Annotated in this window: 11 protein-coding genes; all 11 read right to left on the minus strand. The window is 38.2% G+C overall.

Features of this window, described 5'->3' with window-relative positions; translation table 11 throughout:
* Positions 1–22: 22 nt before the first annotated feature.
* The 11 genes from CXF72_RS07885 to CXF72_RS07935 all read right to left on the minus strand — a co-directional run bounded on the left by CXF72_RS07885 (position 23) and on the right by CXF72_RS07935 (position 17,626).
* Positions 23–3,010, minus strand: a complete 2,988-nt coding sequence (locus tag CXF72_RS07885) for a UvrD-helicase domain-containing protein (RefSeq protein WP_101038391.1) — start codon at positions 3,008–3,010, stop codon at positions 23–25.
* On the minus strand, positions 3,011–4,369 hold the full coding sequence (locus tag CXF72_RS07890; RefSeq protein WP_232784912.1) for an McrC family protein: 1,359 nt from the start codon (positions 4,367–4,369) through the stop codon (positions 3,011–3,013).
* Entirely contained in the window at positions 4,359–6,845 is a 2,487-nt protein-coding gene (locus CXF72_RS19795) for an McrB family protein (protein ID WP_232784913.1), read from the minus strand. The genes CXF72_RS07890 and CXF72_RS19795 overlap by 11 nt, the downstream gene beginning before the upstream one ends.
* Positions 6,846–6,862: 17 nt before the next feature.
* On the minus strand, positions 6,863–8,308 hold the full coding sequence (locus tag CXF72_RS07900) for a restriction endonuclease subunit S (RefSeq protein ID WP_101038393.1): 1,446 nt from the start codon (positions 8,306–8,308) through the stop codon (positions 6,863–6,865).
* Positions 8,295–9,938 (minus strand): N-6 DNA methylase, encoded by a 1,644-nt coding sequence (locus CXF72_RS07905; protein WP_101038395.1) that lies wholly within the window; start codon positions 9,936–9,938, stop codon positions 8,295–8,297. The genes CXF72_RS07900 and CXF72_RS07905 overlap by 14 nt, the downstream gene beginning before the upstream one ends.
* A 76-nt stretch (positions 9,939–10,014) precedes the next feature.
* On the minus strand, positions 10,015–13,542 hold the full coding sequence (hsdR, locus tag CXF72_RS07910) for a type I restriction-modification system endonuclease (RefSeq protein WP_101038397.1): 3,528 nt from the start codon (positions 13,540–13,542) through the stop codon (positions 10,015–10,017).
* 351 nt (positions 13,543–13,893) lie between these two features.
* Positions 13,894–14,187 carry a hypothetical protein gene (locus CXF72_RS07915; RefSeq protein WP_101038399.1) on the minus strand — a complete coding sequence of 98 codons (294 nt, stop codon included), beginning with the start codon at positions 14,185–14,187 and terminating at the stop codon, positions 13,894–13,896.
* Positions 14,188–14,384: 197 nt separating this feature from the next.
* On the minus strand, positions 14,385–15,455 hold the full coding sequence (locus tag CXF72_RS07920; protein WP_101038401.1) for an ankyrin repeat domain-containing protein: 1,071 nt from the start codon (positions 15,453–15,455) through the stop codon (positions 14,385–14,387).
* The gene (locus tag CXF72_RS07925) at positions 15,452–15,961 is read right to left on the minus strand and encodes a hypothetical protein (protein ID WP_101038403.1); all 510 of its coding nucleotides are present in this window, start codon (positions 15,959–15,961) and stop codon (positions 15,452–15,454) included. The genes CXF72_RS07920 and CXF72_RS07925 overlap by 4 nt, the downstream gene beginning before the upstream one ends.
* Positions 15,962–16,092: 131 nt before the next feature.
* The gene (locus CXF72_RS07930; RefSeq protein ID WP_101038405.1) at positions 16,093–16,992 is read right to left on the minus strand and encodes a metallophosphoesterase; all 900 of its coding nucleotides are present in this window, start codon (positions 16,990–16,992) and stop codon (positions 16,093–16,095) included.
* A 52-nt stretch (positions 16,993–17,044) separates the two neighbouring features.
* Positions 17,045–17,626 carry a hypothetical protein gene (locus tag CXF72_RS07935; RefSeq protein WP_101038407.1) on the minus strand — a complete coding sequence of 194 codons (582 nt, stop codon included), beginning with the start codon at positions 17,624–17,626 and terminating at the stop codon, positions 17,045–17,047.
* Between the last annotated feature and the right edge of the window lie 151 nt (positions 17,627–17,777).

Raw genomic sequence — 17,777 nt, forward strand, 5'->3', positions numbered from 1 at the left:
GACTGTCAGACAAGAGCTTTATCTAATCTAATCCAACTAATACTCTTTTAGCTTCGCGATAGCGTTTTTTAAAAGCTTCAATTTTAATATTTTCACCACAGGAATCATCTGCACCACGGCGGAAACGGTTACAGCCGTAAAATGTCTCACGTTTTGGATCATTCTCTAATCGAGCGACCATAGTGCCGATACCACAACGTAAACAACCTAATTCAACTTCACCACATCCAAGGCAGAATCTAAAACCTTTAGCGTGGGTTTGCATGGGAGCATTACAATGTTTACAAGCATTCATAGTAGTGTCGCAAGCAGGAGCCAAAGAACATTTATAAAAGGTTTTATTGTAGCGGGTTTGCAGTGCTTTTAATGTACCTGATTTACAGCTCGGGCAATGCCATTTAGCGAAGGACTTAGCTAATTTACTGTCAACTAACTTATTACCATACCGATTAATTTCGGCTAAAAACGGACTCCCCTGGTCAGAGTCAAACAACACATAAATAAAGTGTTTAGCACGCGTTAACGCCACATAAAACAAACGCCGTTCTTCAGCATATAAATAACTTTCTTTTTGTGGTAAAACCAAATCAATCAACTCATCATTTTCCCGTGATGACGGAAAACTCCCCGATTCGACGCCTAACACCACCACATACTCAGCTTCTAATCCCTTACTTGCATGTGCCGTTACATAATTAATTTTTAAAAAAGCATAATGCAATTTATCAATATCAAAACCTTTCAGCATTTGCATATTCTCTTTGCGATATCTGCCAATAATTAATACGGATAAACATTCATTTTTCAGTTGCGCACTTTTATTAAATGTATTTAAGCTGCGTTGAAGCGCGTGTTGATAAGCTTGCTGTTTTTGCTCTTTAATCGATAAACGACTTGGTTTAAGATCCTGTTTGATATCCACTAACCTTAACGCAGGCACATCAATTTCAGTATGTGTTGTTATCTCTTTTTTAAGCTGCCCAGGGTTTGCCATAACAAACTGACTGCTCACATTGTGAATGTTATTATTAAAACGAAATGTTTTATCTAATGGTACGGCCGTCGATGGAGAAAAGCTTTTATTAAACTCGGTAAACAAAGCAATATCAGCACCACTAAAACGATAAATTGATTGCCAATCATCACCAACAGCAAATAACCTCATGTTAGGTTTAGAGGCTAAAAGCGCCTTTAACAACTTTGCCCTGCCACCCGAAATATCCTGAAACTCATCGACTAAAATATGGTTATAGCTATGAAAAAAATGACCTTTTTCTACAATATCCGTTGCGTTTGCAATCATATCGCTAAAATCAACGGTATCAGTTTCGTTCAACTGAGCTTGGTAACTATTAAGTATTGGCTCAAACAAAGCTAAAAATGCTCGTGTTCTTTCTATGTCATATTGGTCAGACGTGATGCTTGCCAGTAATGCTTCTAGCGAATGACCACCCTCTTTGTACAACCCAAGAAAACGTTGAATTAACTCAATAAACCCCAGCCACTGAGTTTCATTCTCAGCTTTTAATTGCGCAAATATTTCGTTTAATGGGATGGGGGTAACATTTACTTCATGTTCTGTTAGTACCTGCGCCAAACAGTTTGCAAATTTGCCTTGCATTAACTGGTATGAATACAACTCAGCCATTTTGGTGTTTTTGGAGCGATGTAATTCTCGTTTCCACTCTAGGCCTTCAAGGTAACTTTGTTGATCAACAAATGGGGCTGTTTCGAATTTTTCATTTAAGCCTAAATACTCAATATATAGATCGGCATCGGGTAAATAAAAATCAGGTTGGTATTGGCGTCGAGCGACACTTTTAGTATCAAACTTATAATTAGCTTCATACTCATAGGGAACCCCATGGAGCGTTAAATAATTGGCAACACGCAACTCTCCAACACTTTTAACCCACTCTCCCTTCAGCGTAATTAACCGACAACTTGATAAAAATTCGTGATAATCATCAATCGTTTCAAAATCTAACTCTGCTTTGGCGGGGGTGCCTAAACTAGAAAAATAGTTAACCAATAACGCTTTATAGTTATTATCAGCCTCGGCCAAGGTATCTATGGTGCTGTTAATAAATTGCGTAAATTGCAATGGTTGTTCGACAAAAGAAGTGACCGCTTTTTTATAACCACTAAAGTGTGCAACAATTTCATTACCTAATGCATGAAAGGTACTGGCTTTTATGTCTTGTGCAACGGATGGAATACGACTTTTTATTCGCTCATTCATTTCAGCAGCTGCTTTATTACCAAAAGCCAACATCAGTATATTTTCAGGCTTGGCAATATTAGCTTCTACTAAAAATCCGGCTTTACCCACTAAGGTTGCTGTTTTTCCCGTTCCCGCACCAGCGATAACTAAGTTATGATCATCATTGGTTACACAGGCGATACGTTGTTTTTCGGTTAGTGGTAGCTTTTCGACAGAATCAAAAAAGTCAGTGTATTTTTTTAGTAATATTGGCACAACCGATTGGTTATGAAGTTCGCGTCCTAACTCACTGACATCATCTTTGGATAGCTTTTGAGCTTGTTCAAATACAGTTTGATGAGCAGCATTAGTTAACTGTGCAGCGTCAATACCTAAACCAGTAAACCTTGAGACAAGTTGGTGTAATTGAGCGATAGGAAGCCATCCAACACTTGATAGGTAAACATCCCGATTGGTAAACTGTTCAATTGATGTCTGAAACAATTGCCAACGTTCACTAGCGGCAACTAACGTTAATAGCGATTGAATAAAATTCTGTTTAAATGAATTTAATAATTCACTCTTATAGCCTTTTAATACAATAGGTGTTTGATTATCACAAGCAACCACCAAACGATCAGAAAACCAGCCTTGTTGTATATCAAACTGCCCAATATCATTTAATGGTAAATGCGTTTTTTGGCCATTTTGGGTGATGATGATACTTGTGCTGTCGAGTTTAACATTCACCTCAACCCCGAGTAACTTATGCCACAATTTAGTAAATCCAGTTACATATAATTGCATTTAACTAATACCTGATGCCGTTATTAAATAAGGTAGTGTGCATTTACTCGGCCACTTTATTGGCTGTTCACTTTCAGGTTTCACACTTAAATCAACAGGTACAATCCACAGGTTAAGCTGTTCTGTTTTCTCTACTTTCGAATTAAAGCAAAAGCATGATGGGATTGCTTCAGAGAAGTTTCCTGACTGTGGGTAGAGTAAAAACATGTTACCTTTGCCTTCTAGGTACTTTTGCCCATAAGCAAACATCTGGTAAAAATCAGCTTGTGATAATCCATATTTATCAGTGCCGTTGTTCTTATTTTGATCTAACACTTTCCACTTAGTATCAAGTACCACTTTAACTGTGTCATTCTGCTCGATGACTAAATCGGGTTTTAACCTAAACCATTGTTGTTCGCCATGTCTCACTAATTTTTTAGATTGGGATTGTTCCTTTAGGTAACAATCTTCAGCGACTTGCTTGCGCAGTATCTTAGCTACATAGGATTCAAATACGGCTTCCATCGGGAACAATAAAGAAGGGGCATGGTTTTTACCTTGCATACTTTGTGGAGAAAAGCCCTCTAAAATTAAACGCGCCCAATCGAGCGGACGCTGGTAATAGTCCATGCCACGATCTAATTTTAAACAGGTGAAATCGACTTTATAATCACGACTTTGGGGGATTTCAGCAAAAATAAATAACAACTCTCGCAATAGCTTTTGATTTATTGCTGAGTGGGTATAACTATTTACCGCAACCAATGCGCTATGCAAAAGTCGGTTGGCAGGCCTGTCTTGTAAAAAATCGTCATACTCGACATAAAACTTATGTTTATTAATAAAGTTATGGCGAATTTGTTTGCCTACATTTAACTTGCCCTTTAAATAAGCTAAATTATCCTCTTTAGCAACATACTCACTACGTAATCCGCGTTTTATTAAGGTATTAACTGATTGCAGAAACTGCGCAATAAACACCTCTAACAATGGCATTTTTTGGCTAGCAATATTAGCTTGCTGTGTTTCAATGTGTCGAAACCCTTTCAAGGTTTTCAGCATCATCAGCAATGATTGACGCGCTAAACCTACATCGTCACCCTGCCTACCCACTTTAGGTAACACCTCAATTTGCGTTTTATCCGGGGTAAATATTACCCCCGCATAGTTTTGTACCTGCAAGACTTCAAGTCGTTTAACACTGCGCAGATTAAATAAAAGGCTCTCCTTTCCCTCTAGCAAGCATAATTGCTTCAGATATTGAAAAGCGCTATCACTTATCTGCTTTACATTATCATCCAGCGTTTGAGTTTCATTGATGGATGTTTCATTCACCAAAAATTCAAACTCAAAGAGGCAGATGGTTTTATTGTTCACTGTTACTATCTACTTGTTCAGTTGTATCTGTCACTGATCTATAAATGTATTGATACGCTTGCGAATTATTCCAAATAGCATCATCAAAGGGGGCTAATTCATAACGACTTTCTGGCTGACCGTAGCCATCTGCTTGGTAATTTTTTCCGAACAAGTCTTTATATTGGATAGGAATTTCACGCACAAACTGTAAATCAGTTTGCTTCCCTTTCTGGTTATCACCCAACACTAAACGAATTTTTCTCCAATCCTCGTAAAAGTACTCTTCTAACAGTGGAATGATTTTGTTTTGGAAAGCGGACTGTAACTCCGTCATGGCCTTCGTTTCTTTTCCCGCTTTCATCGCATCATAAGTAGGAAATAAAAATGCATGGCCTAACGTATGCTCACGATCATAAAGGGCTTCGATACGTTTGTTTAACGTGGTCAATAATTTGGTTAGATTAATATTCTCAATCACACCAAATTCGTCATCAAACAGTTTCGGATTAGGCATCATTTCTTTAAAATCAAAGCGACGACGTAAGGCTGTATCCATCATGGCAAGTGAACGGTCAGCGGTGTTCATAGTGCCGATGATGTGAAGATTATCCGGTACTGAAAACTTTTCTCCTGAATGAGGAAGGATCACTTCAAGTGCTTCTTCTGCGCCTTGACGTTTACTTGGTTCAATCAGCGTAATTAATTCACCGAAAATTTTAGAAATATTGCCACGGTTAATTTCATCAATCACTAACACATAATGCTTTCGTTCTATCTGTGAATCTGAAATGTTCAATGAAAGTGACTTTAAATATTTAACCATCGCTGCGTAATATGGCTCTAAACCACCACTAATTTTCCGCTCATTATTAAATATGGCCTTTAGTGTTTTAACATTCATGGAGTGAACCGATTTTCCTACTTTTTTATCAAAACGAATCGTATCATTTTCAATATCGTAAACTTTGATTGAAGATTTACCACTCACCGTTTTTAGTTCAATACCCGTTTCTTCGTCATTAAATTTTTCTACAAAAGCCTGCCAACAAGTTATAAAGGAATCGCTGCTTTTTGTTGTAATTGTTTCGCGATAAATTTTAGCCTCATCACATATCTCTTTAAACACCCCATCTTTTTCAAAATAGGCAAGCCTTTCCCCCTGCGTTCTCGCGGTTAGACCTATAACAAATTCTTCATATCCATAGCTTTGATGGAAAGTAACAAATTTAATTTGGCCGGCATTGACCAAAGTATTATATTTATCTTTATAGGCTTTTCTTAATTTATTTGTACCTTCAACCAACGGTGTAAAGTTTGGCTCAGCTGCATTAACAGCAGCTTCAATGGTGTGGTAGGTTTTACCTGTGCCCGGAGGGCCATATAAAATAGAGTTCAGCGGAGAGTTAATATTAACCATTACTTTTGTACTCCCATCTTTATTTTTCAAGCCGTCAGAGCTTTCAACATTTATAAACTTACTATAATCCTGCTCTGCATTATTAAAGGTAAAATCAATCAATGCTTTTGTTTTCCAATTCTTAGGGAAAATCTGCCATATCCTTGACTGATATGTAAATGTATACCATGTACGTTTTTTAAAGTCCGTTTGCCAATCAACATCTAATTTTTCGCCATCACCATGGTTATGTGTGACAATTCCAATCGCCTTGATATCCATAACAGAGGCTATATTGCCACCATTATCAAACGGTAAACCGTGCGTTTGTGTGTAAACAGACTTAATGGCGATTTTATCGCCAATCTCGATTTTTTTTACTTTATCTTTAAATTTCCCATCAGCGCCATTTTGCCAAATACCTTCATCTAAAAATCGATCCGTTTGATCGCCAGCACTACCATAAGAAGCACCTAAGAACCAGTAAACAGAATCATAATTATGTTCTTTATTATCTAACTGTTCCCAGCAATCTCGACCATATTCAGCAATATTGTTAAATTTACTTTCATCATAACTGCCAATTAGTTTTGAATAATATTCACTAAAAAGAGCGTGTTCTTCTAGGCCTGTTAGTTTAGCTAGCATCTTATTAGAAAAAATATTTACGACACAGGGCTCATCACGTCGTTGATATAAAAAGGCTATTTTCCATTTAAACATGTTAGCTAATGAAATCGCTTCCAATGCATCCATATCACCTAATTGAGCAGCAGAAATAACTGCTAAAATAGTGTTACGAACTTCGATAAACGCTTCTTTCTCCGTTTCACCAAAACGGCTTTGCCACGAATATTCCACGCCATGCACCGTGCCACTTTTTTCTTTCACGTCTTTATTTGGATTATGTTTAAAGATGCCGAATTTGTATGAGGGGGAGCCATTAATACTGCCAATCGCTTTGTATTTAGTTTCAACGCAGTAGGTAAATGTATTTTTATCCTGAAAATTGACATACTCTTCTAACGTCATATTCTTCACACGCTCTAAAGGCCATTCTGCTAAAAATTCATCCCACAGCTTTTGTAAGTCACTCATTGATCAAATTCCTTTTATTACTTTTTAGCTTTACTCGCTTTGGCCACTTTCTTAGCTGCTTTTTCTAATATTTCGGCTTCAAGGCGGGCTTTTTTGATGCGCGCAAGCAGTTGTTCGGCGGGTTCATCACTTGAGTCTTGCGGCACTAATTCACCACGGAACGCTTTAGCGAGGATTGATTGGGTTAGATTATCCACCCGTTGTTTAGCATTCTTCAGATTATTTTCTAGTGTGTCGGCCAAGGCGAAGTATTGTTCTACAAGACGTACGATTTCGGTTTGTTCTTGCAATGAAATATCCGGAATTGGAAGTATTTTAATTCTTTTCAGAGCCAATTTACCTTGCGCTCCTGATTTTATTTCAAGTTTTATAAGTTTTTGAATTAACTGGCTACGCAACCAATAACCAATAAAATCACTATTCACGGGTTTAGAAAAATTACATATTTTCGCAGCATTCTCAGTTAAATTAGCACCATCGTAACTAGCAGGGACGACTCCTGCATCGCCTATGGAAGCACCTACAATAGTTATGTATGCATCGCCTTTTTTAACAATATATCTTTTGATTTGTTCCTGAACATGAGCTTTCAAATACATTTGCGTGTTTCTAGCCATATCACCATTTACTATGGTGCCATTCTTAAGCTGACCAGCTCTAACATACCTGTAACCTGTATTTTCTTGTACTAGCTCCTCACCTTTAGGGAGTCTTTTCCCTCCTTTAACTTCACCAATACTCTGTATTTCAGCTATGTTCCAACTTACTGGAAATTCGAAGCCGACTTTGCTATCTCTATATTCGCTATCCCCACGCCATTGTTCGGTTAGTTTGCCGGAGACGGCGGCGGCGAGGACAGATTGGCGGAACCGTTTGATAATGTTAGGTAACTTGTTAATACGGGTTTGAATACTTTGCACCTGCGCTAACAACTCATCCAATTTTTCAACAATGCGCTTTTGCTCGTTAACTGGGGGCACTCCCACTGGATACTGCTCCAGATGTCTTTTGTTTACTCCTGATTGCCCCGCAGTTCTATCTGACGCGGATTCAACATAGCTATACAGGTTTTGATTTGAAAGATACCGAAACAAGTATTCATTAGTAAAAACACCATCCCTAGGTTTAGCCTTCATCAAGGCAACATTGTACGCGCCTTCAAGACCTTTAAGAATTTGAAATATTGGAGGGCCATAACGCCCAATCATCACATCATCTTTTGACACAAACCTTTTTGCTTTATCTTCAGGGATATAGACAATATTTTTATCAGACTTGTAGTCCCTAATCTGAATTAAACGAATAAGGCCTTCGCCACTTTCATGATGAAAATCACTTTTAGGTGGTTGACTTCCACCTACAATTTCAATCACTTCTCTAAGCTCTGCAAATTCCCAAGACTCTGGAATTTGTAATTCATGCTTAAAAGAACCTTCAACAGTAATCTTTTTACAATTTATCATTGAACGTCCTTAGCAAGGATTTTTTTTCCAGCCCAAACTCTTCCGCTAATAACATCACTTGCCCTTCAGCTTGTTCAATGGCGCCAAGGTCTATCATCAGTTGATTCATTTCGCGCAGGGCATCAGTCAATTCAGTCATCGCCTCTGTCGCTAATACGTCGGGGGTCGGTAAATTAGCCGTATCGTTAATGGAGTTATCTTTAAGCCAGCTAATATCTAAACTGTCGTCTTTGTCTTTAATAAACTGGCGGGAGAATTTACGCCATCTTGCGCTGCTTTGTAAACGCTCAAGGCTGCCTTTCTCGCTTGACTCATTTATCGATTTACTTTCATCAACCGCAGTGGTGCAGCCTAAAATACCGCTAATGCCTTCTTGACGAGGACTTAAGCCATTCGGATCAATACCATAGGCTTCAATAAAACTTTCAAGGTGTTTTTCAGTAAAGGGGCTGCGTTTACCAAAGGTTTGTATATTGGTACGCAGGTCATAAACCCAAGTTTCCTTAGTACAGTTTTTATCTTGCTCTGGCTTGTCTTTCGTTCCTTTCTGGAAAAACAACACATTGGTTTTTACCCCAGCGGCATAAAATATGCCCGTTGGCAGGCGCAAAATCGTATGCAGATTACATTTATCCATTAAATCGCTACGAATACGTGTTCCTACGCCACTTTCAAATAACACATTATCAGGAACAACCACGGCAGCACGGCCGCCGGGCTTTAAGGTTTCAACAACATGCTGCATAAAACACAGCTGTTTATTCGAGGTTTTATGCACAAAAGTACGGCTGATATTGGTGCCGGCTGCACTGCCAAAAGGTGGGTTAGTTAATACCAGATCACATTTTGCGAGGTTTTCACCATCACTGCTTAAGGAATTGCCTAAACGGATCACGCCGCCTTTATCTTCATCACCTTCGATGTCATGTAATAAACAGTTCATTAGGGCTAAACGGCGGGTTTCTGGCACGAGCTCAATGCCGATAAAGGCTTTTTTAACTTGAAAGTCTTGTTCAGCTTCACTTAACTCATCTAAATCATTGGTTTGGCGTTTGATCTGTTTATCGGCTTCAATTAAAAAACCCGCGGTGCCGGCTGCCGGATCTTGAATGACTTCACCGGCTTTAGGCTTCATTAAGGTCACTATGCTGCTGATTAATGAACGTGGTGTAAAATATTGGCCCGCGCCCGATTTAGTTTCGTTAGCGTTTTTTTGTAATAATCCTTCATACATATCACCAAAGTCATCACGACTTTTAGCTTCGCCCGTCGTCTCTTCACTGTACCAATCAAGATCATTCATATTACTGACCAGCTCGGTGAGCTGCGCAGGCTGTGTAATAGTGGTATTGACATTTTGAAAGATAGCACGCACGATGGCGTGCTGATCCGCCCCTAACTGCACCAGCATATTACGATAAAACTGATGCTGCTCCTGGCCTAATTTGCTGTGTAAATCGGCCCATCTAAACCCTTCGGGCAGCAAATCCGCTTCCTGGCCCGTTTCTTTACACATTTTTAAAAACAATAACGAGGCTAACTCATTAACGTAGTTTTGGTAGGACACCCCACCATCACGCAGATTGTCACAGAGTTTCCATAATTTACCGACTAAATCGTTATTGTTCATATTACTCTCTTTAAAAGTGTGCCACGCAGCTAAAGCTGCGTGGTTTATTTACATTATGTGGGGAGATGATAAAGGCTTAGGCCTGCGCTTCCCAGATATAATCACTGAATTGGGTGAGTATGCTGTCTAATTGACCATCAAACACTGAGCTTAACTTAGGTTTACCGCCCCGGCGTTTGTAATTACCCATTTTAAAGGTGTTGTCATCCACCACGACGTTCTCTTTTAGGCTTGTTGCTAAGCGTTTTAACCAAGTGTTTTGAAGCTCTGACCAATCATTACTTTTTAAAATTCGTTCAAGCGCATGATCGACCCGGTGTTCAAAAGGCAATAAAGCATCACCAATGGCAGCGCGGCGAATATGCCCCACTAAACGGGCAGCAACATCTTGGTTTTTAGTTTCTTTCCATGCGACACGCAGTGTAGATTCATCAAAGTGCAGGCGATCAAACCACTCCTGTAATTCGACCAGGCTTTTACGGGTTAAATCTCGCGGTTTATTGATCACTGTGCTCATCGCGATATGTGCATTCGTATCGGCACTGACTAGATTATCAAAGGCTTCTAAAAAGTCTACGGCATTTTCATGCTGACCGTATAAACGTTCTACTTCAATCACTTTATCGGGTATGTCGGTAAAAATAGGTGCATTACTTTGTTTATTAATACTCTTTTTTAAACGCTCAATACGCCCGACAAACCCTTCCATCTGATTTAAAATATTTGCACTGCTGAGTGGCCCTTTTTCTTTTAAGGTGCTAGCTAAATGGGTAAAATCACAACCTGCCACATCCTCACAGATTTGATCAAGCCGTTTAACTTCTGAGCCGATTTCTTTGTCTTTCTCACGGTAAAAATTAGCTTGGCCAATCACGCGTTGTAACTTTGAAACTAGCTGTTCGTGGCTATGCTCGGCAAAACTGCGACCGTCAGCTTCTTTGGTTTGATAGGTTTCTGAGTCAGTTATTTCGTTAACTAATGTTTGTAAATCCACTTTAGGGCGGATCACCACGGGCTGCATGCTGTCAACGCTCTTTAAGGTGGCATAAAGATCCACAGCATCAAATATTTTAAAGGAGACTTTGCCCACTTCCGGACATAAACGTGTCGCACGCCCTTTCATTTGTTCGTATAGAATACGGCTACGTACTTTGCGTAAAAATACTAGATTACAGATGCTTGGTATATCTATGCCTGTACTTAACAAATCAACAGTCACCACGATATTAGGTAAACGCTCTTTGTTATAACGGTTGATCATGGTTTGTATTTTTTCAGGATCTTTATCGGACGTGCCAGTAATTTTAATGATCGCATCGTGCTCTAAACTTGGGTACTTGGCACTAAACACTTCACGCAGTTGCTCTACCACCATATCAGCATGACTATTGCTGACACAGAAGATTAAGGTTTTCTGTTTACCGGTTGGATCAAGGTGATGGGTTAACTCGCCACAAATCGCTTTATTAAAATTAGGCGCGATTAACTGACGGTTAAAATCAGCCACTTCAAAATTTTGCTCATCTTCCAGGTCATCTAAGATGATGTCACCCTGGAAAGTCAGTCGTTCAACTTGCGATCCTTTTGCCAGAATAAGGCCTTTTTCGCTAAGCTCTGTAGTGATTTTTATCGGCGGTTCCTGGTCATTTAAATAACCATCAATCACGGCTTGGCGGAAGGTATAACGGTAAACCGGTGCGCCAAAAATCTCTGAGGTATGTTTGGCAGGGGTTGCCGTTAACGCCACTTTAATGGCATCAAAGTGATCAATAATACGGCGATAGGCAGAAACGTAATCCAAATGATTACGGAACTGCTCTTCCCCTTCGGTTTGCTCTTTATCAAGAACGTAACCGCGATGTGCTTCATCGACAATAATACAATCGTACCGGCCAACGGGCATGACCTCGTCACTTAATAGAGTACGTTTCACCAATGACTGCACCGTAGCAACGTGAATTTTGGTGCTGTCTTCCGGGAATTTATCGGTTAAGCCTTTCACCCCAAAAATAGAGTTAAAGGTATCGTCATTAATACGCATATCTTCAAATGCGCCGAGTGCCTGCGTGCCTAAGGAACGTCTGTCCACTAAAAACAAGACGCGCTTAAAGCGCTTTGATTGAATTAAACGGAACATTAAACCAATCGCGGTTCGGGTTTTACCTGTCCCTGTTGCCATGGCTAACAACATCTCTTGTTGCCCATTGACCACGGCTTTTTCTACTGCGCGCACCGCATCTTCTTGGAAATAACGTAACCCTAACGCACTCATATCAGGATTATCCATAAACCAATCATTACCTGTTTGCTTATCTTGCTCTAATTTAGCAACTAACTCTTCCGGGCGATGCCATGCAGGTAAGGCCTTCGGCATGTTAGTATTGTGGCGAATATCACGATACCAGATACCACTTTTAGTTTTGATAGCACTGCGGTAATCACGGCCATTAGCGGAATAACAAAAAGGTACTTTGTATGTTTTCTGGCCTGTAGAGGCTTCCCAATCAACAATATAAGTGGGTAAATTCTCACTTATTTTTTGTTGTAATTCTGAATCGTGATTAACATGAAGCAGTAAGTCATCATGTAATTTCCCATGATTAAAATATTTACTGTAACGGTAGGCTTCGCTGAGTTTACCACTGACATCTAAATTTGCTTTTTTAGCTTCAATCACTGCCATCGCTTTTAAACCTACAAACAGTACATAATCGGCGTAACCTTTATTACCATTTTCATCTTGATCGGTTGGCCATTCAGCGATGGCTATATTTTCACCTATTTGCGGGCGTGTGCCATTACTGTGTTTTAATGCTTTAGTATCAACCAACCAACCTGCTTTACGAAGTTGGTCATCGATTAAAAACCGCGTTTCCAACTCACTTAAATTAAGTTTACGCGCACCAATTTCTTGCTTTATTTTCTGTTGGTACTGCTTGCGGTCAGTTTCTGTTTTCTTAGTTATTTCTTTATCTTTGTTTTTTAACATCGCTTCTAATGCGGCGATACGTTGATCTGCCTGATGCTGACTTTCATTTTGTTTTCCTTCAAGAATCGCAATATAACCTTGTAAATCAATCACAGTATTTTGATTGTTTTTAATGGCGAGATCGGTTTCTACACTGTTTGATTGTTCTTTCTGAAGATCGGCTTTTAGCTTTTCTATTTCAACTAAATAGGTTTGATTGTTTTCTATTTGAGGTTTTATAAATGCAGGCAAGACAAGAGCAAACTGCTTAGAAATCAATTTGTAGTACCAGAACGCTAAATGCTGGGTAATGCGTAGAGCTAACTCGGCATCATTAGCATCATTATGGATATCATGTACCGCTTTATTACCTAAGGTTCTTAATTTATGAAAGATATTGATAATGTCACTATCAATACTTGGGATTTTGGCTATTTCTCGCACCAGATCAAGCTGAGTACCTGGCAGTTCGATACTTAATATCGTCGCGAGATGTTTGGCTGTGGCTTCACCAAACATGCGTAATTTTACTAAGGTGGTATTGGGATCGTCTAATAGGTTATTTTCAGCTGCACAACCAAGACAGTACAATATATCGTTTGTACCTTTTAGGAATTCAAAATTTGATATTTTCATAGACGCCATATTAATAAAAAAAACATATAATCATTATCACATAAGCACCTAATAAATAAAGTTATATTGTTGATAATAGAGCCTCAACCCCAATGTTAATTTGACTTTTAAAACAATCAGTTTGATAAAAAGCTACTTAGCTGTAGCTATATTCCATAGCAGATTCAATTCTGAAGTGCATCATCACGAGGCAGCTATAACTGAAACGATGAGGGAGTCCACATAAATTAGTAATAATTAAACTATATTGTCAAAGTGATTAAAGTATTTATGCTTGATAAGGAAAGGCTTAACTCAGCCTGCTGTTAGCATTCAAATTAAGCAATAGGAAACGAACCTCTTTATTATTTTTTACTTCGGAAAGTGAGTGATTAAATGCTCTTTTAAATCATTAATCACACGATCAAACTCTGCCTGTGATACATAATCACTTAATAATTCATCGTCATCTAATGATAATGACATATGAAGTATCTCTTCTAACATCTCTTCGCATAGGGTGTGGTCATTACATACAATATCGCTATTTAAATGCTCAGCTATAAGCTGATATTCATCATATGCTTCATTTGTAACACAACACGTATTTAATAAATCAGCTTGAAATAACACCATGTTTATATGTTTTTCTAATGATAACTTCATGATAATATTCCTATTTAAATTTGAATTGATGTGTCAATCCATATTGACATCATTATACATGATAGCAATTGCAATCAATATAATGTTGTTTAACTAACGATTTAAAAGTGGTTCAATATCATCGGGCAGTGTGGGATATTTAAAATCATAATTAGTCCTTCTTTATTCCTCTTTCCGCTCTAAAAGCCTAAATGCCCCTATCTAACCCTTCGAGATTCATTGGTTATTCCCCACATTTTTTGTAACCACCTTAATCGCTTTTCAAGCATCGGTATCAACTCGTCAATCCAAAATGAAGGGGCTATCCCTCCACCACTCATCCCTCCTCTAGCAAAGCGACTTACATAGAAAAATTCTTTATTTTCTAGTGATTTCCCTGTTAAAGCATGAAACGCTGATTTTATTATACCGGCTAAATCAGAAGGGTTTTCTGGAACGGGTACATGACACAATGCTTGCCGCATTTCCAACCAAAGAAACAGATCGCCACGGAGTCCCCATTGCTTTGGCGCTGGATCAAACAAATCAGAAACAACTGACCACTCTTTTTCAATAGGTGTCGTAGCTGAGAGAACTGCAAACTCACTGAGTATGGGCAAAAATCGTGACGTCCAAAACTGTGTATCTACCTGAAATTCAACAATTTTAGCTGGGCTAAAAACAATTTTCTTAGAAGAGGTTATGTTCACCCCTGTTAATGCTCTAAATGAAGCTTCAATTCTTTTAATCAGTTTATCTGGATTCTCAGGACAGAGATCAGTGCTAAAAGATCCGATAAAGCGGTCAGCTAACACTTGGTTACCGTCGTATGCACCAAACAGATCAGGCTTAAAAGCAATAACCTTTCTAATCAATTGAGCAATTGTCAGCAGCCTCTCAGAAAGTGCGTAAACTAGATCGGCCCGTTCAGGATGGTTTATAACTGCGATATCTAATGCTGTTAGTTTATCCGTCGTCTTAATACGACAATCAGCTCCTAAACTTAACAATACGCCAATAACCTCTAGTGTTGCTCCATGCCATGCTGCTTGATGTAAAGGCGTATACCCTTTCGATCGACTCTGCACATTTACATAATCTGGACGTTCTCTCAACATCCGAATCAACATTTCCCACTTACCTTGAAATGCCAGTAAGCTTATTTCTTTTTCATTAATCATTTTTTCACCTTTTATTCCTAGATAGAAGTAAGTATCAAAACCAGAATTAATAACTGGTATGTTGCCAAATATTTTCACACCTGCTGAATAGTCACAAAAAATATTCATTCACAATTTGTTATTGATACATTCTTTCCATTTTCCATGGTATCCCAAAGAACAACAAGTTCGCCAATTCCACCTTTTTTAGGTGGTGTTAAAATTTCCATGCACCCGAGATTTTTTGATTGGATCCTCATTGAAACTTGTAGGACATAATCTAAATCATAATACCCATCAAATTCTTCAACCTTAACGGCATCATTAGGTCTTACATTTGTGTATTCATATTTATATTTATTTTTAGTAGAGACGGTTATGCAATCGTCATCGACTGTTTGAAATCCCCCCGTGCCAGCTCCAACAAAATCAAGTGTCTCTGCTGATGAATTAACCAGGTAAAGTTCTTTTCCTTCAGGAGCAAACCATAAAAGTGGGTTCCTAAGTTCTGCTTTTCTGGGAGTCATTGGACCTCCAAACTTGCTTTTTCTTTTATCAAGCGGAATCCATTTAAAGCTATTTTCAATGATTTTATGGTGTTTTTTCTGAGGTGCCTGTTGATTATTATCACTCATATTACTCTCCCAATATTTCATATATTAAATTTGATTATGTAGTTAATGCTCTAACACTGACATTGCCAACTTATCTTCCCTCGTCGGTAACTACCTATCTCATTTTGATAAACTAAAGTTTGCTTGAGTAACTAAGCCATCTGTTTTAGTTTATTTGAATAATAAAAAGGATTATTTGTGGCAAGTAAGGATTTATCCGCAGGTACTAACTCAAACTGACAACATACTAAAGGGTTATCTCCTTTTGCTGCATTGTAATCTACACACACCACTTTTTGAGATAACGCTTTTGGTAAACCAGATAAGGTATAATGTCCAATCACAATAGGGACTATTGATTCTTTATATGCAGAATCTGCCCACCACTCAATACGTTTTTGAGTACGTATTTTTCCCGTTTTATCTTTAAATGCCTGCTCTGCCGGCAACTGCCGCTCAGGCCCTTTTAATAAGGTTTCGCATAATGTGAATAACTCATGGGTTTCATCAAAAGCATCCAACCAATGGGCTTCTTTTAAACTGTTATCTGGGTTTAGATAGGGTTTAATACGTTCAATTACCTGTTCATCCCAACAAGCATGAATAGCTTTTACTGCTTCAAAATCAAGAAACAGTGGCAATGACTTAAACCAAGTGATCCAACGTTCATGCTCTTTTGACCCTTCTTCTACTGCCTCTAAAAAAGCGTTGTGTTGGTTTCTATTGTTATCTGTATGCGGACGCGCCCAGTTACCTTGTCCTTTCTGTGTAGCCCAGCCAATGGCATTGAATTCATGGTTACCTAATAAACAAAAAGCATGGTTGCTCTTAACTAAAGATTCAACATGGTTAAGTAAGGTCAAATGTTCGCTAACACAATCGGGAACACTATCGATTAGATCGCCAATAAAGACCAATTGTTCGTTCTTTGCGGATGAATTAGAATTATTACTATCAAAATCTATCACTTCTAATAAATTAATCAATTTACTGTGCCGCGCATGCACATCACCGATAAAATATAGCCGTTCTTTTAATTGTAATTTTTGCATTAATATTCCTCTAAATTAGTGGTGGCTAATGATTTTGGTTCTACGTCTTTATTTATTCACCTAATCTATTAAATTGATAACTTTCATTAAATGCTTTGTGATAAGTAAAACCATCATTTACAGGCCAAACCTTATAAAGACCCTTTTTTAATATTGAATCAGTAATACCTACCAACTCTGTATAGTTTTTAAAATTGAATTTATCAGCATAGAACTCAAGTTGATGTTGTTTATATAGATGAAAGACTTCTTCCAATTGTTGCTTAATGGGGAGATTTAAAAGGCTCTCGGGAATCTCTATTTCATATATATGGTTTAAATCTCGATCATCCATCATTAATAGGAGTGGATATTTTTTCCATTTAATCCATATACGAGGGGTAAATTTTTTGATTTTATCCTTAATGATTAGGTCCATCTGCCTATTAATGATTTCATCCATAGACTCAATCGAAATATCAAGTTGCTTGCAGAGTTGTGCTTTAAAAACATTATTTTTAGGGTGTTCAATAAATGCATCTAGCCGCCTTAATCCTTTAGTTATGTTTTTATAACCTAGTTTTTGAATAAAGGTGTTACGGGTGAGGTTATGCATTTTTAGATAGTCAGTTAACAATTTTTTTAGTTCATTCATTTTACTTTCCTTATTATTTTATTACCAACTCCGTTGAATAGTTGATCTATTTAGGCACAGGAAAAATGAATGAAAGCAAGGCATTGATTGCAGTAACTAGTTATTCTAATTACAAAATCAATAACGCTGCTAGCATTTATTTTAACAAGCA

This window comes from Psychromonas sp. MB-3u-54 (assembly GCF_002836415.1).
Classification (GTDB): Bacteria; Pseudomonadota; Gammaproteobacteria; order Enterobacterales; family Psychromonadaceae; genus Psychromonas.

What these genes read in the sequence shown, in the direction of transcription:
- CXF72_RS07885 (WP_101038391.1), bottom strand. Translation starts at nt 3,010, where the DNA reads ATGCAATTATATGTAACTGGATTTACTAAATTGTGGCATAAGTTACTC.
- CXF72_RS19795 (WP_232784913.1), bottom strand. Translation starts at nt 6,845, where the DNA reads ATGAGTGACTTACAAAAGCTGTGGGATGAATTTTTAGCAGAATGGCCT.
- CXF72_RS07900 (WP_101038393.1), bottom strand. Translation starts at nt 8,308, where the DNA reads ATGATAAATTGTAAAAAGATTACTGTTGAAGGTTCTTTTAAGCATGAA.
- CXF72_RS07905 (WP_101038395.1), bottom strand. Translation starts at nt 9,938, where the DNA reads ATGAACAATAACGATTTAGTCGGTAAATTATGGAAACTCTGTGACAAT.
- hsdR (WP_101038397.1), bottom strand. Translation starts at nt 13,542, where the DNA reads ATGAAAATATCAAATTTTGAATTCCTAAAAGGTACAAACGATATATTG.
- CXF72_RS07915 (WP_101038399.1), bottom strand. Translation starts at nt 14,187, where the DNA reads ATGAAGTTATCATTAGAAAAACATATAAACATGGTGTTATTTCAAGCT.
- CXF72_RS07920 (WP_101038401.1), bottom strand. Translation starts at nt 15,455, where the DNA reads ATGAATATTTTTTGTGACTATTCAGCAGGTGTGAAAATATTTGGCAAC.
- CXF72_RS07925 (WP_101038403.1), bottom strand. Translation starts at nt 15,961, where the DNA reads ATGAGTGATAATAATCAACAGGCACCTCAGAAAAAACACCATAAAATC.
- CXF72_RS07930 (WP_101038405.1), bottom strand. Translation starts at nt 16,992, where the DNA reads ATGCAAAAATTACAATTAAAAGAACGGCTATATTTTATCGGTGATGTG.
- CXF72_RS07935 (WP_101038407.1), bottom strand. Translation starts at nt 17,626, where the DNA reads ATGAATGAACTAAAAAAATTGTTAACTGACTATCTAAAAATGCATAAC.